This window comes from Leptolyngbya sp. GB1-A1 (genome assembly GCF_039962475.1).
Taxonomy (GTDB): Bacteria; Cyanobacteriota; Cyanobacteriia; order Elainellales; family Elainellaceae; genus Leptolyngbya_A.
On record NZ_JAMPLI010000025.1, the window covers coordinates 64,276 to 87,103 of the forward strand.

Below are 22,828 nucleotides of genomic sequence, written 5' to 3' on the forward strand. Positions count from 1 at the left end.
CCCATCCACTCTTATGACCCAAACCGCCTCTTCTGCTCCTTCAATCCAGCAGGATATCCCCCTGATTCCGCGTGAAGTGCTATTCGGCAACCCAGAACGAACACGCCCTCAGCTCTCACCCGATGGCAAATATCTCGCCTATATTGCGCCGGATGAAAAGAACGTACTGCAAGTGTGGCTGCGAACCGTAGGACAGGACGATGAGCGACAGCTTACTGCAGATCAAAAGCGCGGTATTCGGATGTATTTCTGGACGTATAACGGAACGCATTTGATTTATATGCAGGATGCCGATGGAGATGAAAACTTTCACTGCTATTCAGTCGATATTCATACAAACCTGGTACGCGATTTAACACCATTTCAGGGGGTCAAAGCACAGCCGATCGAGCTTGATCCAAACTTTCCCGATGATTTGTTAGTGGGACTCAATCTGACCGATCCCCAAAAGTTTGATGTTTATCGAGTGAATCTCAAAACGGGTGCGGTCGAGTTCGACACTGAAAATCCCGGCAATATTGTGAGCTGGACGGCAAACGCTCAGTTTCAAATTTTGGCGGCACTGGCAGCAACACCCGATGGCGGCACAGAGTTGATTTATCGCGAAGGGGTCGATCGCGAGTGGGAGACGCTGCGCCACTGGACAGCTGAGGACGAAGGATATGCCGCAGAATTTTCGCTGGACGGCAAAACGCTTTACGTCGTTGGTAGCCATAATGCAAACGCTCAGCGTCTCATTGCGCTGGACCTGGCAACAAAGCAAGAAACGGTGATAGCCGAAGACCCGCAGTATGATGTCGGCGGCATTGTTACCCATCCCACAAGCCGCAAACTTCAGGCAGTTGCGTTCTACAAAGACAAGCTGGAGTGGCAAATTTTAGACGATGCAATTCAGGCAGATTTCGAGACGCTATCGCAAATTCGATTACCCCATGGGGAAACTGCGGAGCAATCGAGTGAATATGGCATCAGCAGCCGCACGCTGGCAGACGATCGCTGGCTCGTTTCCTACACGACCGATGATGGTCCGGTGTATTACTACGTGTACGATCGCGAGACAAAGCAAGCAACGCTTTTATTCAGCAATAAACCAATTCTGGAGACGCTGCCGTTAACTTCGATGCAGCCCGTTTCCTACACTGCAAGAGATGGTCTCACCATTCACGGCTATCTCACCTTACCCAAAAATGCACCGCAAAATCTTCCGGCAGTACTGCTGGTTCACGGTGGACCCTGGGCGCGGGATACCTGGGGTTATGACCCAGAGGCACAGTGGCTTGCCAATCGCGGCTATGCCGTCCTGCAAGTCAACTTTCGAGGATCGACGGGCTACGGCAAGGCGTTTCTCAATGCGGGCAACCGGGAATGGGCAGGCAAAATGCACGACGACCTACTAGATGGGGTAAAGTGGCTAAGCGATCAAGGCATTGCTGATCCGCAAAAGATCGCGATTATGGGTGGCTCGTATGGCGGCTATGCAACGCTGGTCGGTTTGACCTTTACGCCAGAGGTTTTTGCGGCAGGTGTGGACATTGTGGGTCCGAGCAGCCTGATTACCTTAATGCAGAGCATTCCCCCCTACTGGGAACCTTTGAAGGCACAGTTTTATCACCGGGTCGGCAATCTAGACCAGGAACCGGATTTCCTCAAATCCCGATCGCCCCTCTTCTTTATCGATCGCATTCAAAAACCACTGCTGATCGGTCAAGGAGCCAACGACCCGCGCGTTAAGCAAGCAGAAAGCGATCAGATTGCCGAGGCAATGCGATCGGCTGGAAAGCCCGTCGAGTATGTGCTCTACCCTGATGAAGGACACGGCTTTGCTCGCCCCGAAAACCGCCTGCATTTTTTCGCAGTTGCAGAAGAGTTTCTGGCAAAATATTTGGGCGGACGCTGTGAGCCGATCGGTGAGATTCCTGGAACAACGGGCGTCATGAAATAAACTGCATTCTGCGGCAGTGAAGCGGCTGTGAATCAATCGGGCCATTGGTTTGAATCTTCGGGTTTGAACCTTCGGGTTTGAATCTTGGGTGTTCGCAAAGAACAAGTGACCCAGAGCGAATTATCCGTGATTGATCACAGCCAGTCATTCCATCCATTTCATTTTGTCTCCGGATCGATATCGATCGCCAAAGCAATGGGGCTATCTGTCCTAGGTCTTTTGCCTTGCCTGGAAGCAGTATGGGGTAAGCAAGTTTTTGCCAGCGTTGTCCCGCTTGTGCAGCAAAAGATTGATCGGCTTGCGCGCAATCGACTTTAATGCAGTGAGTAAGGGTCTTATTCGCCCATGCTCTGAACATGCTCTAGATATGAGCAGAATATAAATTGATATAGATATCAATCGATCGCGATGCGGATGAAAGGACTTGAACCTTCACTTCTTGCGAAACTAGAACCTAAATCTAGCGCGTCTACCAATTCCGCCACATCCGCAAATTTTTTGCTTAATCATCATAGCACATAGTGTTTTTTAGAAGAATTGAAGAACGCGAAATCGCATGAAACGGTAAACTTTTGAAAATCACCATCCCGATCGCCTTATGCCTCACCCTTCTCATCCCGCGACTCGTGGCTCGATCGCCGCAGGACATCCGCTCACCGTTGAAGCTGGAATGGAGATGTTTCGCTTGGGCGGCAATGCGTTTGATGCAGTGGTGGCAGCGGTGTGTGCCTCGTTTATCGCAGAGCCAATGCTGACTTCTCCGGCAGGCGGTGGTTTTTTGCTGGCGCACGCTCAGAGTGGTCAGGATATTTTGTTTGATTTTTTTACCCAAACGCCTGGCCAGAAGCGCAATCCTGCCGAGGTTGATTTTTATCCGGTGCTGGTCGATTTTGGCGGCGTGTTGCAGGAGTTTCACATTGGGTTGGGGTCGATCGCCACACCGGGAATGATGGCAGGACTATTTCGGGTGCAGCAGCAGTTGGGGCGATTGCCTTGGTCGGTGGTGCTGGAGCCAGCAATTCATCTGGCGCGACAGGGGGTTGAGGTTACGACCTTTCAGGCGTATAACCTGAAGATTCTCAGTCCGATCATTTTTGCCTCAGCCGCCGCGCGTCATCTTTATATGCCTGGGGGAACGCTAGTGCGAGCGGGCGATCGATTGGTCTTGTCTGATCTAGCAAACACACTGGAAGAACTAGCGAGCGGAGGCGCGGACTCGTTTTATCGGGGAGACATTGCCCATCAAATTGTGAAAGACTGTCAGGCGCAGGGCGGATATCTGACCCAAACCGACCTCGAACAGTATCGCGTGATCGAGCGAAAACCGCTGAAAACGAATTATCGAGGTCATACGGTTATCACGAATCCGCCACCCAGTGCAGGAGGCACGCTGATCGCCTTTGCCTTCAGGTTGCTAGAGCAGGCGGATCTATCCCGATTCAAGTTTGGGTCGATCGCCCATCTGCAAATTCTGGCAGACACGATGCGGTTGACCAATATGGCGCGTTTGGCAGGCTATGACCAGCAGCTTGATCAGCCTGATTTTGCCGATCGCTTTTTGGCGGCTGAGCATCTGGCGCAGTATGAGCAGCTGCGAACCTGCCGTGCTGGGCTGAATTCGGGCAATGCGATTCAGTGGGAAAACAGTCCGTGGGAAAACAAGTGGGGCAGCACAACTCATGTGAGCGCGATCGATCAGGACGGCAACGCAGCCAGCATGACCTCCTCAAACGGCGAAGGCTCTTCCTATGTCATTCCGGGGACGGGCATCATGATGAACAATATGCTGGGCGAATCCGATCTGCACCCGATCGGGTTTCATCAGTGGCGCGAAAATGTGCGAATTGCTTCGATGATGGCTCCAACGATGATTTTGCAGAACGGACAGCCTGAGATTGTGCTGGGGTCGGGCGGCTCTAACCGAATCCGAACGGCAATCCTACAGGTGATCTCCAATCTGCTCGATTTTAAGATGCCCGTGGCTGAAGCGGTGGCTGCGCCAAGAGTTCACTGGGAAAATGGCATTTTTAACCTGGAGCCAGGACTGCTCCCCGACGAAATTCATTTCTCGGTTCAGGGAGCGGAACCGTTTCGGGCGGGTTCTTTGCCAAACCGTTCTCCCTTTAATCAATTTCCCTTTGATCAGACGGTTGAGTGCTGGCAGTCGCAGAATATGTTTTTTGGCGGGGTTCATGCGGTCACCTCTAGCCAGGGCAATATGACAGGCGCAGGCGATGCCCGACGAGGTGGAGCGGTGGGAGTTGTCGAGAGCCGTCTTGAACCGTCCTGAACCACAATAAAAGAAAGGCATTTTGTGCCCCCGTTTTGTGCCCCCGTTTTGTGCCCTTATGTTTCGCTCCCCGATCGCATCTCTTTTAGCCCCATCCTCCGCCAGAGAAAACGCTTCCCGCTTCTGGCAGAAAGGAATACTGGCGATCGTCGGCATCCTGTTTTTTGTCGATCTGCTGATTTTTCTGTTTGCAGAACGCCTCTGGTTCCAGGAAGTTGACTATTTGTCCGTTTTCACAACTCGCTTGCAAGCACAGCTCATGCTAGCAGTTGTCACGGTAGGGATGAGTCTGGCAGTGTGGGGCACTCAGTGGCGACAGGCACAGCATTATGCCAAAGCACTGCCTGATCCCGGTGTTTCTCATCGCAAGGGGATGGTGCGGCTATTTCCGCTGATTCTGCTGCTGAGTTTGACGATCGCGCTGCTGGGGGTTGAGTATGGGCAGGCCATGGTGCAGCACTGGCATCCTCGCTTTGCCGCTTCTGCGATCGGGGAAGTCGTTGCCTATCGATCGCCATCAGTTCCAGAGCCGTTTCGTCCGCAGGCGGTGGCAGATTGGATTGGAAAAATCGTGGGGCAGCAAGGTGGGGGACTGTGGGGAGGGGCAGGGGTGGCGGCACTCACGACCGGGCTGCTGCTGCTACCTCGGTTTGTTTTGGGGACGATCGCCCTGCTGCTAAGTCTCGGTTTTGGACTGGTGATGTCTGAACAGTGGACGACGATTCTAGCAGGCTTGCATCCCACTTCTTTCAACCAGATCGATCCCGTTTTCGGCAGAGACCTGAGCTTTTTTATTTTTACCCTGCCCTGCTGGCAGCTTTTGCAGTTCTGGCTGGTCGGGCTATCTGTGCTGACGTTCGGTTCGGTGCTGCTGCTTTATTTGCGATCGAACGACAGCCTTAGTCGCGGCGAATTCGGGGGCTTTCCACAGGCGCAGCGGCATCATTTGTATCGGCTGGGCGGCTTTTGGCTGCTGACGGTTGCCCTGAGCCATTGGCTCGATCGCTATCGCCTGCTGTTCTCGCCGCTGGGGACTTCCTACGGGGCAAGCTTCACCAACCTCAGCATCGAATTACCTGTTGATACGGGGTTGAGTTTACTTGCACTCCTACTGTCGATCGGCTCCTTCATACTGGGTTTCGGCTGGCACCCTAGAAAACGCGGTACAGGCAGGCAAATCTCTACAAAATCGGCTCCTTCAGTCCGGCGCGATCGTGAACCGCTTCCTCGACGGGGAAAGCAAACTTCGGCAGACCCCGAATTTCAGTTTTCTAATATTGCTTATCCGATCGCCAATTCCCGTGATTCTTCTGGCGTTGTTTCTCGCTCCCGTTCCTTCCGCTCTAACTTGCCTCAGCCCGAAGCACAACCTCAGCGATTACGCCTGACTCCCCTGACTGCCCTGATCACCTTTGGTATCGCAGCCGCGATCGGCGGAGAAATTTTACCTTTTGCCGTTCAGCGACTAGTCGTGCAGCCCAACGAGCTTCAGGTCGAGCAGCCCTATCTAGAGCGAACGATTGCCCTTACCCGCGAAGCCTTTGACCTGAACAAAATCGATGTTGAGACGTTTAACCCCGAACCAACGCTTGCCGCCGCCGATATTCAGCAAAATGACCTGACGATCGATAACATCCGCCTGTGGGACACGCGCCCCCTGCTGGAAACCAACCGCCAGCTTCAGCGCATTCGCCCCTATTATGAGTTTCCGGGGGCAGATATCGATCGCTACAGGCTGCTCAACGAAGACAGGACAATTACCCAGCAGCAGGTTTTGATTGCTGCCCGCGAACTGGATTTTGATACGGTTCCAGAAGTGGCAAAAACCTGGGTGAACCAGCATTTGGTTTACACCCACGGATACGGCTTTACGGTCAGTCCGGTGAATCAGGTTGCTGAAGGCGGGCTGCCCGAATACTACATTCAGGGCATTCCTGGCAGCCCCAGCAGCGATCGCATTGCCAGCAGCATTCCGGTGGGCAAACCGCGTATTTATTTCGGTGAGCTGACGAAATCCTACGTGATGACCCCGACTCGCACTCCCGAACTGGATTATCCCAGCGGCAGCGAAAATGTGTATAACCTGTACGACGGGCGCGGTGGTGTGGCGATCGGTCAACAGTGGCAGCGATTGCTCTTTGCGGAATATCTGCGCGATTGGCGGATGCTGTTTAACAATGATTTGACAACCGAAACTCGCCTGCTGTTTCGCCGCCGCATTCAGGAGCGGGTTCAGACGATCGCCCCATTTCTACGATTTGACAGCAACCCTTATCTGGTGGTCGCTGATGTCGGCAATAAGCAATGGCAGCGCGGAGCAGCCCGTCAGGTTTCGCCGCTGCCAGAGGAAGGCTATTTGTACTGGATGATCGATGCCTACACAACGAGCGAGCGATTTCCTTATTCTGACCCGCTGGGAAATGAGTTTAACTATGTGCGAAATTCGGTAAAAATCCTGATTGATGCTTATCACGGCTCGGTCAATTTCTACGTCGCTGACCCCACTGATCCGATCATTCAGACCTGGCAGCAAATCTTTCCCGATCTGTTTCAGCCTTTGAGCGCAATGCCCGAAGCCTTGCAGCAGCACATTCGCTATCCAGTGGATCTGTTTCAGGTGCAGTCTAATCATTTGATGACATATCACATGATCGATCCGGTGGTGTTTTATAACCGGGAAGATTTGTGGCGTGCGCCTAACGAAATTTACGGAAATCAGCCCCAGCGCGTTGAGCCGTATTACCTGATTACCAAGCTGCCGATCGCCTCCAGTGAAGAATTTGTGCTGCTCTATCCCTTTACCCCGGCTCAGCGCAATAACTTGATTGCGTGGATGGCAGCGCGATCGGACGGCGAACAGTACGGCAGAATGCTGCTCTACGTGTTTCCCAAGCAGGAGTTAGTGTTTGGTCCAGAGCAGATCGAAGCCCGGATTAATCAGGACCCGGTTATTTCGCAGCAAATCACCCTCTGGAACCGGCAACGCTCTCGTGCGACACAAGGCAATCTGCTAGTCATTCCGATCGAGCAATCGCTGCTGTACGTGGAGCCGCTTTATCTTGAAGCGGAGCAAAACCAGCTCCCGACCCTGGTGCGTGTTATTGTTGCCTTTGCCAACCGGATTGCCATGGCCGAAACGCTCGAACAGTCACTCAAGGCAATTTTTCAGCCGCCTGAAGCCGCCGCCCCGATTGTGCGATCGGTTGAAGATGGAGCGTTGCCCGTGGATTAGGTAGAAGCAAGTTGAGCGTTACCTAACCCAAAGGGAATGACTAGCGCGAGGAGAATGAGCGCAAAGGCAGTTAGGGCAAAGAGAATTAGCGTGAAAAATAGAGTGGATCATCCCAGCCATATTCGGGATCATTGCCATTGGTCATCGATGCAATTGGGGCGATTGGGGCAGGAGCAGAAGCAGGCGGGGCAGGCATCGACGGGGCAGGAGCAGTCGGACGAACCGCCGCAGAAGCTCTAGCCGTTTGAGCAGATCGGCTACCCATGCCTCGATCCGCTGAAGTGCGCTCGTGCCACGAAGAGCCGCCCTGAGCTGCCCGAAAAGCTGCCCGCTTGATTGCCCGCTCCACCGCAGAAGGCAGTGTTTCCCACTGAATATCATCATCTTTGAGCAAGTGGCGCACCTGTTTCAGCACGTCGCTCAGGGGGGCGGCCTGATTCTGCTTCAGGGGGGTGTATCGCCGCAAAGGGTCACGTCGAACTGCCGCGATCGCCCTCTGGACTGCCTGCGTAATCTGGGGCGAAAACTTGATTTTGCCTTTTTGAATCTGGTATTCCAAACCCTGCTCGCTGGTCGCATACAGTGGCGGCAGTTGATTCAGAGCATAGGCAATCAGTTCCTCTGAGTTGATATAGGCAGAGGCACGGGCAGAAAGCGTTTTGCACTGACGAATGACTTCCTCCTCGACCAATAGCTCCATGATGTTCTTGTAAGTACCCATGCGCCGCTTTCCTCAGAAAATATACTTATATTTTTTACTTTACCCATAGCTTCAAGCATAAGAGCACTGCTTAAAAAGTAATATTGTGCAATGGGGGATTTTCTAAAAATTTACATCAAGTTAGGAAAAGATTTCTGTGAATTTGTAGACATTACGGGGTCTAGCTGCAGCTAAAAGAACTTTTGTGACCGTTGCAGGCTTGAGCTGAAGTCGAGCGCCGCCCAAGGGCTTATCCCTTAGTCAAACTGCAGCGGTTCGTCTTGATATGTCCTTCAGCTTTATTTTTCCTTCACATTTATTCATTTTTCGGTGGTATTACCGTCTTTCAGTGACACTACTGTCATTGTCCGGCGAGGGCAACTGCTCATCCTGCCCCGCCTGGGCCGATGCTGCAAACCCGATCGCATCCTGATAAGCCGAATTGCTTCGCTAATTTTCCAACTCTGGTTTTCTAGTTCTGGTTTTCCAATTTTGGCTTTTCAATTCTCGGAAAAGCTTCGTTCGCTTCCGAGTTCTCAAAGTTTTTGTTTATAGCGAATCTAGGAAAAAAAACAGGACAATTGATTCGTTTTAAACATCTCAAAAGTCCTCAAACATTCTCAAATACTCTCCTAAAGCAACCCTAACTTTTGATTAGAGTTGGGGAAATTATTCAACACCTAAATTTTTGATAGATTGCTTTTTAAACAGCCAATCACGCTAATAAAGAACTCAAGGATGTAGGCAAAATAAATGCTCGCATTGAATTGCTACATAATTGCTAATCTCCAATGCACTTTGAGAAAATCTATTGCCAGAATAGAGATTCTACCCCAAGAAGTACTTCTTGTTTAGTAGCTTTGTAACTCTACTGTGCGAGGTAGCTACAGTCTACAGGGCTGAGCATATCCCCCTTTAGGCGTACATCATCTATCCTTTAGTTGGATGTTTAGAAGCAATTAGAACTGATAAGTTTTTAATCGAGGAATTGCCTTCCTGTTCCCTTCCTCAGTTCAGGGAAGATATCAATTTCCTATGTGAACGAACCGTTGATCTGAGAATTATCTTCCTTATTTCTGAAGCAATTTGAGGTTTATCTTTAACTGTTTCACTTCGTTTCAACTTTTGAGGTCAGAATGTCGAATCACCCTTTAAATGAACAGATTAACGGCAAATATTCATCTGATATGCCTGATCTGATCTGTTTGTCCCACTTGCGATGGGATTTTGTTTACCAGCGTCCTCAGCACTTGTTGAGTCGCTGTGCATCAGAACGCAGAGTCTTTTTCATTGAAGAACCCATGTTCACCGATGAAAATCACTGGCGGCTTGAGGTGAGCAGGCGCGAGTGTGGAGTGTGGGTTGCTGTCCCTCATTTGCCAAAGGGATTGACCGAGGATGTGACGATCGCCATTCTGCAAGGGTTGATTGATGACTTGATGGCAGAGCAAGAGATTCACGACTACATCTGCTGGTATTACACGCCCATGATGCTGCCGCTTGCCGAGCATCTCACCCCGTCGCTAGTCGTGTATGACTGTATGGATGAACTGTCTGCGTTCAAAGGTGCGCCGCCTGCTCTGCGTGAGCGCGAAGAGCGGTTGTTCGATATGGCAGACCTGGTTTTTACAGGGGGGCAAAGCCTTTACGAAGCGAAGCGCGATCGCCATCCGCAGGCGTATGCGTTTCCCAGCAGCATTGAGGCCGCCCATTTCAATCAGGCGCGTCAGGCTCCGGCAGACCCAGCCGACCAGGCAGGAATTCCCCATCCTCGCATGGGCTTCTATGGTGTGCTGGACGAACGCTTTGACATTGCGCTGCTCGATCAAATTGCTCAGGCGAAACCAGAATGGCAGTTTGTCATGATTGGTCCGGTGGTGAAGATTGATCCCGCCAGCCTGCCGCGCTATGCCAATATTCACTATCTTGGCGGCAAATCTTATTCGGAGCTGCCGCACTATCTGGCAGGCTGGGATGTTGCACTGCTGCCGTTTGCCCGGAATGAATCGACTCGCTTTATCAGCCCCACGAAAACGCCCGAATATCTAGCAGGCGGAAAGCCCGTTGTTTCGACCCCGATTCGGGATGTCGTACGCCCCTATGGCGAGCAGAATTTGGTGCAAATTGCTGAAACGGCTGAGGAGTTTGTGGCAGCGATCGAAACGGCGATGCAGCAGGGACAAGATCCTGAATGGCTCGATCGCGTGGATGCTTTTCTGTCGCAGACCTCGTGGGATCGCACCTGGTCAACCATGAGCGACCTGATGCAAAAGACGATCGCTCGCAAGCAGCAGCAGTTTAGCGAAGCGATGACGCAACCCGTTGCAGGAGCATCGAAGCCCGGAAAATCTGCTCAAGCGGGAGTAAAGCGATCAGCGCAGAGCGCAGCGAAAGAACCGATGTCTGCCGTAACTGACAAAGAAGTGGCAATCTAAGCTGCAGAAACGACGGGGGAGGCTGCTGAGTCTCCTCTCGATCGAATCCCAAATTTTGAAGCGTTCAATGTTCACTATTTACAGTCGATGCGTTAGTGGTTTCCTAACGTATCTATTTCTGAGACTCCATTGGTTGTGCTCACGCTACAGGCTTCTTCTCGATTTTTTAGAGCGCATTTGATCTTGTTCCCTTCATTCGACTAAACGATTTACATCATTATTCGCTAACACTTCACTGAGAGGATGTCTTAAATGTTTGATTATTTAATAGTTGGTGCAGGTTTCGCAGGCAGCGTTTTAGCAGAGCGGCTTGCAAGCCAGCTTGAGAAAAAAGTTTTGATTGTCGATCGCCGCAATCACATTGCTGGAAACGCTTACGATCACTACGATGACAATGGAATTTTAGTGCATCGGTATGGTCCGCATATTTTCCATACGAATGCGCGGGATGTGTTTGAGTATTTGTCGCAGTTTACTGAGTGGCGACGCTATGAACACCGTGTACTTGCCAGCGTAGACGGTCAGCTTGTCCCGATTCCGATCAATCTGGATACGATTAATAAACTGTACGGGCTAAAGTTAACTTCATTCCAGGTCGAAGAGTTTTTTGCATCCGTTGCAGAACCGCGTGACCAGATTTTGACCTCGGAAGATGTGGTGGTGAGTAAGGTTGGGCGAGAACTGTACGAAAAGTTCTTCCGCAACTACACGCGCAAACAGTGGGATATGGATCCGTCTGAACTCGATCGCTCCGTAACTGCCCGCGTTCCCACCCGCACAAACCGGGACGATCGCTATTTCACCGATACTTATCAGGCAATGCCGCTGCACGGCTTTACACGGATGTTTGAGCGGATGTTGACTAATCCCAACATCAGAATCATGCTCAACACCGACTATCGGGAAATTATGAACGTCATTCCTTTCAAGGAAATGATCTACACGGGTCCGGTGGATGAATTTTTTGATTATCGCTATGGGAAGCTGCCTTATCGATCGCTCCAGTTCAAGCACGAAACCCACGATAAGCCCGTCTTCCAGGATGCGCCCGTGGTGAACTATCCCAATGAACACCTCTATACACGCATCACCGAGTTTAAGTATCTCACTGGGCAGGAACACAACAAAACCAGCATCGTGTACGAATATCCCAGAGCCGAGGGCGACCCCTACTATCCGGTTCCCCGTCCGGAAAACGCCGAGCTGTACAAAAAGTACAAAGCCTTAGCCGACGCAACGCCCGACGTGCATTTTGTGGGACGACTGGCGACCTACAAGTATTACAACATGGATCAGGTTGTGGCGCAGGCGTTGACAATCTTCAAGCAGCTCAGCAGCAAGGAATCGCTGGAAGTGGTGATCAATCGCTAGTTCGTGAATTGAAAACTGTTGATTTTCTCAGCTACTTGAGACGTGTTTGAGGTTCTACATTGCCTCCTAAATTCCTCTACGGTGGGGGACTTTGAAATCCGCAGGCCAATGAAGTTTTTTTCAGAATAGGCTTCTGTGTACATCCATTTCGATCGCTGATTCCAAGAGCCTGTTCGTCTGCAAGATTCCTTTGTCCCCCAATCGAGGTGGACTGTCGAACCGTTTCTGCCGCTCGATCGCTCAAAGTCGCCCAGAATTGGAATCTAGGGGGCTGAAACGCTCTGAACACCCATCAGGAAACTTGGGAGCACCCAGTAGCCAGAATACATAGGCAAAATCCGGTAGCCAGAATTGGGAAGTTCGGCAAGCTGAGCAAGTTAAACGGAAAGTTAAACGCTAATCTAGCAGTCAGTTGGAGCGCAACACCGCATGACACAGGCAGGGCAAACGCCGATCGTGGAACTTTGGGCTGGCATTGAATGCACCGTAAATCGGGTGGGCGATCGATTTTTTGACCAGCTTGAGCGCAACGGACACTACAGCCGTACTGAAGATCTGGAGCAGTTTGCCGCGTTGGGTGTGAAGGCAATTCGCTATCCGGTAGTGTGGGAGCGCATTGCCCCTGGGGGAATTGATTGCGCCGACTGGAGCTGGACAGACGATCGCCTAAATCGTTTGCGGGAGCTGGACATTCGCCCGATCGCAGGCTTGGTGCATCACGGCAGTGGACCTGCCTCTACCAGTTTGATCGATCCGCAGTTTGGCGAAAAGCTAGCTCAGTTTGCCCGTGCAGTCGCAACGCGCTATCCCTGGATTGATGCCTACACGCCGATCAATGAACCGCTGACCACTGCCCGATTTAGCGGCTTATACGGTCTCTGGTATCCCCACGGTCGGGACGATACTACGTTTTTACGGTGTCTGCTGAACGAATGTCGCGCGGTGGTGCTGTCGATGCAGGCGATTCGCGAAATTAATCCTGCCGCTCAGCTGATTCAAACCGAGGATCTGGGCAAGATGTTCAGCACGCCGCTGCTCGCGTATCAGGCAGAATTTGAAAACGAGCGTCGCTGGCTATCATTTGATTTGGTTTGTGGTCGGGTCGATCGCACCCATGCCATGTGGAAGTATTTGCTGAAGGCAGGCATCACCGAGGCAGAACTAGATTGGTTTGGGGCGCATCCCTGTCCGCCGGATGTGTTTGGCATTAACCACTACATGACCAGCGATCGGTTTCTGGATGAACGGCTCGATCGCTATCCTGCCCATACACATGGTGGCAACGGCAAGCACTCATACGCTGATGTGGAAGCGGTTCGCGTTTGTGCCGCAGGCATTCCCACGCCGAAGGACTTGCTGCGCGAAGTCTGGGATCGCTACCAAGGAACGATCACCCCGCAGGGAGAATCGCCTCGCATCGCCGTTACAGAAGTGCATTTGGGCTGCACTCGCGAAGAGCAATTGCGCTGGCTCCAGGAAGTCTGGCAAGATGCTCAGGCGTTGCAACAGGAAGGCATTCTAATTCAGGCGGTTACGGTTTGGTCACTGCTGGGGGCTTATGACTGGAATACGCTGCTCACCCGCAATGAGGGCTTTTACGAACCTGGCGTGTTTGACCTCCGCGCTCCTGCCCCGCGTCCGACTGCGTTAGCCCTGATGATGCGCTATTTCGGCGAAGGACGAGATTATCAGCATCCATTGCTCGAAATTCCGGGCTGGTGGAAACGGGACGATCGCCTTCTTTATCCGCCCGTAAACTGTCAGGAGCAGGGAGGTATCGCCGTGCAGCCATCGGTTTCGGCCCGACTCGATACCGTTGCCCCGGTGCTGATTACAGGCGCGACTGGAACGCTGGGACGGGCATTTGCTCGCATTTGTGAAGTTCGGGGAATTCCCTATCGGCTACTGTCTCGCCGGGAAATGGATATTACTCAGCGGGAATCGGTCGATCGCGTTTTGGCAGAGCTAAAGCCCTGGGCAGTGATTAACACGGCGGGCTATGTGCGGGTCGATGACGCAGAACATGAACCCCAGGCATGTCGGCAAATCAACGCGGAAGGGGCGGCAATTCTGGCGCAGTCTTGTGTGCAGCACAATGTTGGCTATGTCACTTTCTCCTCAGACTTGGTGTTTGACGGCAACCAAACCCAGCCCTATCTCGAAAGCCACGATGTCGCGCCACTTAACGTTTACGGACACAGCAAGGCAACTGCTGAACAGTGGGTGCTATCTGCCCATCCCTGCGCTTTGGTGATTCGCACCAGTGCCTTCTTCGGACCCTGGGATCAGCACAATTTCGTGACAATCGCCCTCAGAACCCTGGCGGCTGGGAAACCGTTTGTGGCGGCAGAAGATGCGATCGTTTCCCCCACCTACGTCCCTGATCTGGTAAATACCACGCTGGATCTGCTGATCGACGGCGAATGCGGTTTGTGGCATCTGGCAAATCCGGGCGAAATCACCTGGGCAAACCTGGCGCGGCAAGCAGCAGAAATGGCAGGAATGCGATCACCTCAAATTGAAGCCCGTCCTACTGAAGATCTCGGCTTCACTGCTCCGCGTCCAATGTACAGTGCACTTTCCAGTGAACGGGGCATTTTGCTACCGACTCTCGAGCGGGCGATCGGGCGGTATTTGGAGGAGTGTGAGGGAGTGAGGGGTTAGCGTTTGAGCCAAGGAGTGAGAGTCCAGGTGAAAGCGGTTCTGATCAGAGTGATTAGCATTTTGAGAATGCGATCGTAGGTTTGGTGAAGCCTACTGCCGACTTCTGGATCAAGCTGACTTCTGGATCAATTGGATCAATCCCTCTGCATTGTCTCCGCGGCAGCAATTTTGAGAAGAAAGATAAGCTAGGATCGCCCTTCGCACATTCCTGTGCATAAATCTTTCGGATCATTAAGGATCAAGGAGGCTGTGATGCAAACCGTTAAGGTCGCTTCTCACGCGCTGCATCTGGTGGACCGCTACGAGTTGGACGAGCAGACTTTAGCGTTGTTTCTCACGCCTGGAGCCGATCCCTACGAGGAAACCGAGGAATTTTTGTTTGAGTGTGAAATGCGGGCGGACGAGATGCCTCGCTTCCTGCGCCGGGCACTGCTGGAGTTTCAAGTGCATTCCAACCCGGAAGGGATTTTGCTGCTGCGAGGGTTGCCGATCGAGCCAGACCTTCCGCAAATTCATACACCGTCTGACGCGAAGCGATTACCCCTCCGGGGAACTGCGAAGCAAACGGCGGAAAAGAAAACCCACGTCAGCGAACGCTGTTTAGCGATGATCGGCAGCCGTCTGGGGCATCTGGTGTCCTACATTCAAGAGAAAAACGGCGATCTGTTTCAAAATCTTGCTCCAGTAAAAGGAACCGAGAAAATTCAGGCTTCGAGCGGTTCTCAGGTGCAGCTTCAGTTTCATCGCGAAACGGTGTTTCATCCCTATGCGCCGGAATATTTGCTGCTTTATTGTCTGCGCCCGGATCACGATCGCGCTGCTGAAACGACTTATGCCAGTATTAGCCATGCTCTGCCGCTGTTGTCAGACGCCCATCGAGAACTTCTGTTTCAGCCGCTTTATCGAACGGGCATCGATTATTCCTTTGGCAATTTGCAAACCGTGAAGGGCAACGGTCCGGTGCTGCCTGTGCTGTACGGCAACCGTCACGACCCGTTCCTCAACTACGACGAGGATTTGATGACGGCAATCACGCCCGAAGCAGAAGCAGCGCTAGAAGCTCTTAAAGATGCCGTTGTGTCCGTTTATCGGGGAGTCAAGCTGAACTCTGGCGATCTGCTCTGCATCGACAATCGGCGCACCGTTCACGGACGGTCTTCGTTTGTGCCTCGTTATGACGGTTTCGATCGCTGGCTACAACGATCGTTTGTGGTGCGCGATTTGGGCGAATCGGCAGTCGATCGGCAACTGGGAGAACGGGTGATTCGCACGAAGTTCTAACTGAGTTAAACAATCCATGCAACTGCATTTTCTGAAGGGAATCGAGCAGTTTCAATCCGTTCCATTGTTGAGCGATCGGGTTCAGTCGTATCTACTTGAGCATGAAGCTGAGCACAATCTGCTGCTGGCGTTATTGCTGCGGTGGATTGATTCTCCCGATCGCTTTTCTGAGCCACCGCGTATTGCGATCGTGGAGGAAAACGGAGAAATTCTAGCGATCGCGTTTCAAACGCCGCCGCATAAATTAGTGCTGTCGAAATGTCGGCAGGAATCGGCTTTAGCACTGATTGCGGAAACGCTGGCACAACAGCAATTTGCATTACCATGCGCGTTAGTGGATTAGTGGCTGAATCCCAGCATTTTATCCAAACGTGGCATCAGCTCACTGGACAAACTTATCCTCTAGCAATGCGGCTGAGAATTCATCGACTTACTACCGTGCAGCCAATCGTCGTTCCCGCAGGAAAATTACGACATGGAACGATAGACGATCGTCCTTTGCTGCTGAAATGGTACACAGATTTTACCCGCGAGGCGATTCCAAGCTTCTTGGAGGATGTTGCGCGGAGCGTTGACAATGGGCTGAAGGCACAGAGTATTTATTTGTGGGAAGACGGTCAGCCTGTTTCGCTGGCAAGCGGCAGAAAAGCCCTTCCTTTAGCAGGCAGAATTGGTCCTGTGTACACGCCGCTGGAATACCGACGCAAAGGCTACGCGACGGCTTGTGTGGCTGCTTTAAGCCAAAGGCTGCTCAACCAAGGATGTAAACGATGCTTTTTGTTTACTGATCTGGCAAATCCGACTTCAAATCATATCTATCAGACGATCGGCTATCAGCCTATTTGTGATTGGCATGAGTATGGGTTGGGTTGAGACATTTCACGATCTAGGGAATGGGCGATGTATGGCAGAATAAAATCTATTTGCGATCGCCCTTATGCCCACCCAATCGATCGATTTATCCCAACTTCAGCAGCAGCTAACATCCCATCTCCAGCAAAATCGATCGCTTACTGATCCAGTTCAGCTATTCGCCCACGGAGAAGCAAACGTTATTTTTCGATTGGGCGATCGGCAAATTGTACGAGTTGCAGTCAACACACCGAATCAGCGATTTAAAGGGGATATTCGGCGCGTAACGCGGTTTGAAAAATCAATTCTCGAATATCTGAACGGCACGGAAATTGGGCATCAGCTTATTGCAGCCCAGTTAGAACGATCGAATGATTTTTCCTATACTTATTTGATTACTGGCTATCTTCCAGGAAATTTACTGAACTATAGTCGAGTGCATCTGCAAAAATGTGCTGAGACTTTAGCGCGGCTGCATTCTTTGCCGTCTCAGAAAGGCTATGAAATCGATCGTCTCAAAAATGCTGTACCGATGATTCAGGAACCATTAACGCTGTTTTACCAGGAAGCAAAACAATATGCTCAGCCCTATCTAGATTCTGCCGATGCCGATCCAGAGATTGTGGCGATGATAGAAGCGGTACTGAAAAAAGCAGAGCAAAATTTATGGCGCGAGGAATGGCTGCGAGAATCTCCCCATCTTTGTTTGGTGCATAGCGATCACACCTATGAGAATTGGGTGGTGAACGATCGTCAGGCCCGTCTGATCGATTGGGAATGGGCAGAGCTAGGCTCTCCAGCAGGGGATTTAGGGCATTTTCTATCGCCTGTAACGATCGTTCGCTGTCAGAATTACCGCTTACCCACAGCCGATCGCGCCTTCTTTTTGCAGTGCTATTATGATGCGCTGGAGAATCAGGATTTAGCGAATCGGATTGCTCGGCATTTTGCGGCGTTTGGAGTGTATCCTGCAGTTCGATCGCTGTGCTGGACAGCAGGCTATTGGATTACGGCAAATCGCTGGTATGCTGGCTCAGAGGAAAGTTTCAGCGCAAAGGAACGCATGAGACGACTGGAGCAAAGCCGTCAGCAGTTTCCAGAACTGTGGCAGGAAGTAATGCAATGGCTGGAGGAATCGGGTGCAGATTAGCAAACCTGGGAGACAAAGGGGGTTCAACCTGCGTGAACTGGGGCAGACGGGACGGGCGTATTTGCTGTTGCTGCCTGCGCTGAGCGTGGTTGGTCTTTTGTTCGGCGGTGGACTGATTCTGGCACTGCTGCAAAGTTTGGGGCTACTGACGATTCTTGGTTCAGGACAGCCTAACCTGGCAGCCTATCAATCGGTTTTTGCCAGCTCAGAAGTTTGGCGATCGCTGTGGCTTAGCTTTTATATTGCGGTTGTCTCAACCGGGCTTTCAACCATTCTCAGCGTGGGATTAGCCTTGCTGCTGCGATCGGCGGGACGATGGGCGAGTTTTGCCTGTCAGATTACGTTGCCCATTCCCCATCTGGTTGGCGTAACGGGAATGCTGCTGCTGCTGTCGCCGAGCGGTCTGCTGTCGCGGATTGCGTTTACGCTGGGCTGGATTCAGTCGGATCAGAATTTTCCACTGCTGGTTAACGATGTAGCAAATATCGGTGTCATTCTGCATTTCCTCTGGAAAGAGATTCCGTTTATCACGCTGATTCTTTTAGCCGTTCTGCGCGGTATCAATCCTGGATATGAAACTCAGGCGCGTGCGTTGGGCGCGAATCCCTGGCAGTGCTTCTGGAATGTTACTTTTCCGATGATGAAACCGGGAATTTTGTCGTCCAGTTTGATTGTCTTTGGATACATCTTTTCGTCCTTTGAAGTGCCTTTTTTGCTTGGTTCAACTCGTCCTCGTACCCTGCCTGTTCTCGTTTACCGATCGTTTACCGATAGCGATCTGGCAAGTCGTCCTGAAGCGATCGCCCTGGGGTTGATTCTGGCGGTGATTGCGATCGGGCTGATTGTGGTTTACTTGCAAATTACTTCCCGCCGTCAAACTTGAAGGCACTGCCGTTTGCCTGAAAACCTGGTACTGGGCTTGGCAGGAGAGACTTTAGGAAAAATGCCCATTCCTGAAAAGCCTGGCTCTTCGCTCGCTCTCAAAGTCCCCTAAAGTTAGAAAACTCAGGGGGCAATGTAGGACATTTATGACCTCTCAACCATTCTTGAGAATGCGAAATAGTTTACTTTTTCTGATCATCGTCGTTCTATTCTTACCGTTTCTGCCGCTGTTGATTTGGTCGTTCGCGCAGGGCTGGTTTTTTCCGCAGCTTATCCCTGTTCAGTGGACGCTGGAGCATTGGACAGAAGTTTTGTTTGGCACGGCGAGAGTGGCAGAGGGACTGCTGCAAAGTTTGACGATCGCCTTGATTACAACTGTTCTATCCTTGCTGGTAGGTCTTCCGGCGGGCCGGGCTTTGGGGATGATGACGTTTCCAGGGAAGGCAGTTCTGAAGCTGTTTTTGCTGACGCCGATTATTGTGTCTCCGCTGGCGACGCTGATGGGAATTCAGTTTGTGCTGATTCGGTTGGGGCTGAGCGGGACGTTAGCAGGTGTGGTGCTGGTGCATTTAATGCCGACAATTCCCTACATGACGCTGGTGCTGGCGAGTGTGTTTGCTAATTTTGAGACGGGCTATGAGATTCAGGCACGATCGCTAGGAGCTTCCCCAATCCAGACTTTTTTGCAGGTGACGCTACCGCTGATTGCGCCCGGTGTGGTTGTGGGTGCGCTGTTTGCGTTTCTCATTTCCTGGAATGAGTTCCTGCTGACGTTTATTGTGGGAGGCGGACGAGTGTTTACCCTGCCGATGGTGCTGTTTACGCTGCTGCAAGGCGGCAATCAAGGCTTAACCGCAGCCGTTGCCATCACTTCGATCGTTCCCGGTTTAGTATTCTTAGTGTTGGCAAGTCGATCGCTGCAAAATGATGTGGCGTTAGGTGGGCTGGGGAATGTCTAAGGAAACATCTGGGGAAGCATCTGGGGAAACGTCTAGGAGAACGTCCAGGAAACATGATGGAACATTTGCTGCTGCAAAATTTGACGAAACGTTTTCAGGACGTAACGGCAGTTCAAGATTTATGGCTCAGCGTGAATGCAGGCGAAATTTTGGCGTTGCTGGGTCCATCGGGCTGCGGCAAATCGACGACGCTGCAAATGATTGCGGGAATGCTGCGACCGGATACGGGATCGATCGTCCTGGATGGCAAAACCCTCAACGCTGTGCCGCCGGAAAATCGAGATATCGCCTTGGTGCTTCAGCGCGGCTTGCTGTTTCCCCATTTGACGGTGGGCGAGAATGTGGCGTTTGGGCTAAAAATGCGTGGCGTGAATCGGGTCGATCGCGAGTCAAAAGCAAAATTAATCCTCAGTCAGGTGCAGTTGGAAGGCTTTGCCAACCGAAAACCTGCTGAACTCTCTGGCGGTCAGGCGCAGCGGGTCGCTCTGGCACGATCGCTGATTATTCAGCCCAAGCTGCTGCTGCTCGATGAACCCCTCTCTGCCCTCGATGCGAATCTGCGCGAAGAAATGCAGGAGCTAATTTTGCGCTTGCAGGCAGACACTGGAATCACCATGCTGGTTGTCACGCATGATCAGTCAGAAGCGGTGGTGATGGCGCAGCGAATCGCGCTCATGTTTGACGGACGTTTACGGCAGGTCGCACCTCCAGAGCAGCTTTATGGTCAGCCTGTTGATGAAAGAACGGCTCGCTTTATGGGTGGCGTGAATTTCTTTTTGGCGGAGGCAAGGGGAACGCAATGGACTTTAGAGAATCGTCAAATTCTCACCAGTCAACAGCCTGCTGAAGGAAGGGTCTGGGTCACAATTCGCCCCGAACAAATTCAAATTTTCCCTGCGCCGATCGATGCCGTGAATTGCATTCAAGCGATCGTAACCACAAATCGATTTATGGGCACACAGCGACGACTCACCCTCACTGCTGGCGATTTAACGCTGCAAGTTTGGACTACACCCGGTCAGGATTGGCACATCGACCAGACCGTTTGGGCTGTGCTGCCGCTCGATGCGGTGTGGTGTTTTCCGGTGACAGAAACATCTACCGCAGGACAGTAAATTGCTTCATAAGGTGGTATTTCGGGGAATGCAATCTGTAATTAAACCAAACTCTAAGCAGCAGGAATTCAGCGACCTGTAGAATTCCTTTGTTCTTCTCGTTTCTTCCCTGTGTGATCGCTGACTGAATCTCTTCATAAATCATTCGTTTGTCCTCAGGGTTTGCACAATTCGCTATATTTGTTTGTGGACTTATTCCCATACGTTATTCATCGCCCTGTGCCCATTCGCATAACCTCTGAGTTGTTTTCAGATTAATCAGATTAATATGATCGATTCCCTTTCGCGTCGTCGGTTTCTGCTGCTGTCGGGCAGTGCCTATCTTGCCACGCTGGTGAGCAACTGCGCTCAAAATCAACAATCTACCGCGCCCTCTGGCTTTGATCCCAAAACGGCTTCCTGGAATGATGTCCTCACCGCTGCAAAAGGAACCACGGTGAACTGGGCAATGTGGGGGGGCAGTGACAATATCAACGCCTTTGCCGATCGCTGGGTTGCGGATCAGCTCAAGAACCAATATAGCCTGACGCTCAATCGCGTTCCCCTTAACGACACAGTGGAAGCGGTGAATAAAGTTGCGGGCGAAGTGCAGGCAGGACAAACCAAAGGCGGCGGCATCGACCTGATCTGGATCAACGGTGAAAACTTTCGCACGATGAAGCAGGGAAATTTGCTGCTCGGACCCTTCACCGAGAAATTGCCCGCAATGCAGCACTACGACCTGAACAATCCAGCGGTTACGTCTGATTTTGGCTTGCCGATCGATGGCTTTGAAGCTCCCTACACGGGTTCCTATTATGTGATGGCAATGGATAGCGCAAAAGTCGATCGTGCTCCCACCAACTATCAGGAATTGCTCGACTGGGCAAAAGCCAATCCGGGACGGTTTGCCTACGCTGCGCCGCCTGCTTTTGACGGAAGCCGCTTTTTGCTCACGGCACTTTATGGCGTCACGGGGGGCTATCAGCAGTATGCGGGCGAAAAGTTTAACGAGGATCTGTGGAACCAGAATTCGCCCAAAGTGACGAGCTATTTGAAAGAACTGGAGCCTCACCTCTGGCGACGGGGCGAAACCTATCCGCCAACCCAGACTCGCTTGCAGGAGCTTTTCGCCAACGGGGAAATCTGGATGATGCCTGTCTTTGTCTCCAGCGTGGCAGAAGGCTTAGCAACCGGACAACTTCCCAAAACGACCAAAGCGTTTACCATTCCGGGAGTGTCGCTTAATGATCCATCGTTTACTGCGATTCCGGTGAATGCCAGCAATCCGGCAGGCGCAATGATCCTCGCAAATCTCCTCTCCAGTCCAGAGGGGCAACTGCAAAAATTCAAGCCGGAAGTCTGGGGTGATCCGCCATTGCTGGATGCGACCAAAGTGCCGTCGAACCTTCAGCAGGAATTCGCGAAGGTAGAGGCAGCCTACGGGATTCCGCTCAAGGAGTTGACCGGGAATACGGTTCCGGTAGTGAATGCAGAGTATACAACTCGGCTGGAAGAACTATGGGAGCAGGAAATTGCCGGATAGGGAATAAATCAGCGCGAAGGGCAGGAATTCTTTTCAGATGAGTCAGATTAGAAGGTGTTTGAGGAGCCTCAGAGATCCTGTGTTGCCTCCTCAACTTCCTCAATTTCCCAATCCCGGAGGACTTTGAAACCTTTAGGAGAGCTGGACGCGGTTTTGCTACCAGGGGTTCTTTCTATCTCGCAGTGTCAACGTTGCCTCCTCGCTGGCTCTTGAAATCGCCTTTATTCGATCGCCACTCATTCCCGTCTAATCGATCGCCGACCTTGCTATCCTTCTCCTTAGCATGAGTTTGGCTCATAAGTTTGGTTGTTCGTCTTATACCAATTCAATAAATACCTGCTACAGATAAAGCATTGAGAATGTAATCCCAACCGGTTAAAGACGCAATCGTCTGGCGTTGCAACTGCTGCAATTGCTGAGTCAACTCTTC

Annotated in this window: 15 protein-coding genes, 1 tRNA gene and 1 pseudogene; 14 read left to right on the top strand and 3 right to left on the bottom strand. The window is 51.7% G+C overall.

Annotated elements, in window-relative coordinates:
- Window positions 1-13: 13 nt before the first annotated feature.
- Complete coding sequence (locus NDI45_RS20355) at window positions 14-1,942, top strand: S9 family peptidase (RefSeq protein WP_190791998.1); 1,929 nt, start codon at window positions 14-16, stop codon at window positions 1,940-1,942.
- 409 nt (window positions 1,943-2,351) lie between these two features.
- Here the strand turns inward: NDI45_RS20355 and NDI45_RS20360 are convergent.
- Window positions 2,352-2,433 (bottom strand) — tRNA-Leu (locus tag NDI45_RS20360).
- A 107-nt stretch (window positions 2,434-2,540) separates the two neighbouring features.
- Between NDI45_RS20360 and ggt the strand changes: the two genes are divergently transcribed.
- Together ggt and NDI45_RS20370 are read left to right on the top strand one after the other, a co-directional pair.
- Window positions 2,541-4,232, top strand: a complete 1,692-nt coding sequence (gene ggt / locus NDI45_RS20365; RefSeq protein WP_348248472.1) for a gamma-glutamyltransferase — start codon at window positions 2,541-2,543, stop codon at window positions 4,230-4,232.
- Window positions 4,233-4,290: 58 nt separating this feature from the next.
- Entirely contained in the window at window positions 4,291-7,464 is a 3,174-nt protein-coding gene (locus NDI45_RS20370) for a UPF0182 family protein (RefSeq protein WP_348248473.1), read from the top strand.
- 85 nt (window positions 7,465-7,549) lie between these two features.
- Here the strand turns inward: NDI45_RS20370 and NDI45_RS20375 are convergent, their stop codons facing one another.
- Complete coding sequence (locus NDI45_RS20375; protein ID WP_348248474.1) at window positions 7,550-8,185, bottom strand: late competence development ComFB family protein; 636 nt, start codon at window positions 8,183-8,185, stop codon at window positions 7,550-7,552.
- 1,115 nt (window positions 8,186-9,300) lie between these two features.
- Between NDI45_RS20375 and NDI45_RS20380 the strand changes: the two genes are divergently transcribed.
- From NDI45_RS20380 to NDI45_RS20430, 11 genes and pseudogenes are all read left to right on the top strand, one after another.
- Window positions 9,301-10,599, top strand: a complete 1,299-nt coding sequence (locus NDI45_RS20380) for a glycosyltransferase family 1 protein (protein ID WP_190792408.1) — start codon at window positions 9,301-9,303, stop codon at window positions 10,597-10,599.
- Window positions 10,600-10,851: 252 nt separating this feature from the next.
- Window positions 10,852-11,970 (top strand): annotated as a pseudogene (glf, locus tag NDI45_RS20385) (UDP-galactopyranose mutase); the annotation flags it as partial.
- 429 nt (window positions 11,971-12,399) lie between these two features.
- Complete coding sequence (locus tag NDI45_RS20390; RefSeq protein WP_348248475.1) at window positions 12,400-14,634, top strand: family 1 glycosylhydrolase; 2,235 nt, start codon at window positions 12,400-12,402, stop codon at window positions 14,632-14,634.
- Window positions 14,635-14,886: 252 nt separating this feature from the next.
- On the top strand, window positions 14,887-15,915 hold the full coding sequence (locus NDI45_RS20395; RefSeq protein WP_190792405.1) for a TauD/TfdA family dioxygenase: 1,029 nt from the start codon (window positions 14,887-14,889) through the stop codon (window positions 15,913-15,915).
- 16 nt (window positions 15,916-15,931) lie between these two features.
- On the top strand, window positions 15,932-16,258 hold the full coding sequence (locus NDI45_RS20400) for a hypothetical protein (protein ID WP_348248476.1): 327 nt from the start codon (window positions 15,932-15,934) through the stop codon (window positions 16,256-16,258).
- On the top strand, window positions 16,240-16,788 hold the full coding sequence (locus tag NDI45_RS20405; protein WP_348248477.1) for a GNAT family N-acetyltransferase: 549 nt from the start codon (window positions 16,240-16,242) through the stop codon (window positions 16,786-16,788). Before NDI45_RS20400 ends, NDI45_RS20405 begins: the two co-directional genes overlap by 19 nt.
- Window positions 16,789-16,852: 64 nt before the next feature.
- Entirely contained in the window at window positions 16,853-17,917 is a 1,065-nt protein-coding gene (locus NDI45_RS20410; RefSeq protein WP_348248478.1) for a phosphotransferase, read from the top strand.
- On the top strand, window positions 17,907-18,800 hold the full coding sequence (locus NDI45_RS20415; protein WP_348248479.1) for an ABC transporter permease subunit: 894 nt from the start codon (window positions 17,907-17,909) through the stop codon (window positions 18,798-18,800). The genes NDI45_RS20410 and NDI45_RS20415 overlap by 11 nt, the downstream gene beginning before the upstream one ends.
- A gap of 145 nt (window positions 18,801-18,945) precedes the next feature.
- Window positions 18,946-19,758 (top strand): ABC transporter permease subunit, encoded by an 813-nt coding sequence (locus NDI45_RS20420; protein WP_348248480.1) that lies wholly within the window; start codon window positions 18,946-18,948, stop codon window positions 19,756-19,758.
- A 53-nt stretch (window positions 19,759-19,811) separates the two neighbouring features.
- Window positions 19,812-20,873 carry an ABC transporter ATP-binding protein gene (locus NDI45_RS20425; protein ID WP_348248481.1) on the top strand — a complete coding sequence of 354 codons (1,062 nt, stop codon included), beginning with the start codon at window positions 19,812-19,814 and terminating at the stop codon, window positions 20,871-20,873.
- 268 nt (window positions 20,874-21,141) lie between these two features.
- On the top strand, window positions 21,142-22,398 hold the full coding sequence (locus tag NDI45_RS20430) for an ABC transporter substrate-binding protein (protein WP_348248482.1): 1,257 nt from the start codon (window positions 21,142-21,144) through the stop codon (window positions 22,396-22,398).
- A gap of 172 nt (window positions 22,399-22,570) precedes the next feature.
- On the opposite strand, the gene NDI45_RS20435 is transcribed toward NDI45_RS20430, so the two are convergent.
- Window positions 22,571-22,696, bottom strand: coding sequence for a hypothetical protein (locus NDI45_RS20435; RefSeq protein WP_348248483.1), 126 nt, complete (start codon window positions 22,694-22,696; stop codon window positions 22,571-22,573).
- Between the last annotated feature and the right edge of the window lie 132 nt (window positions 22,697-22,828).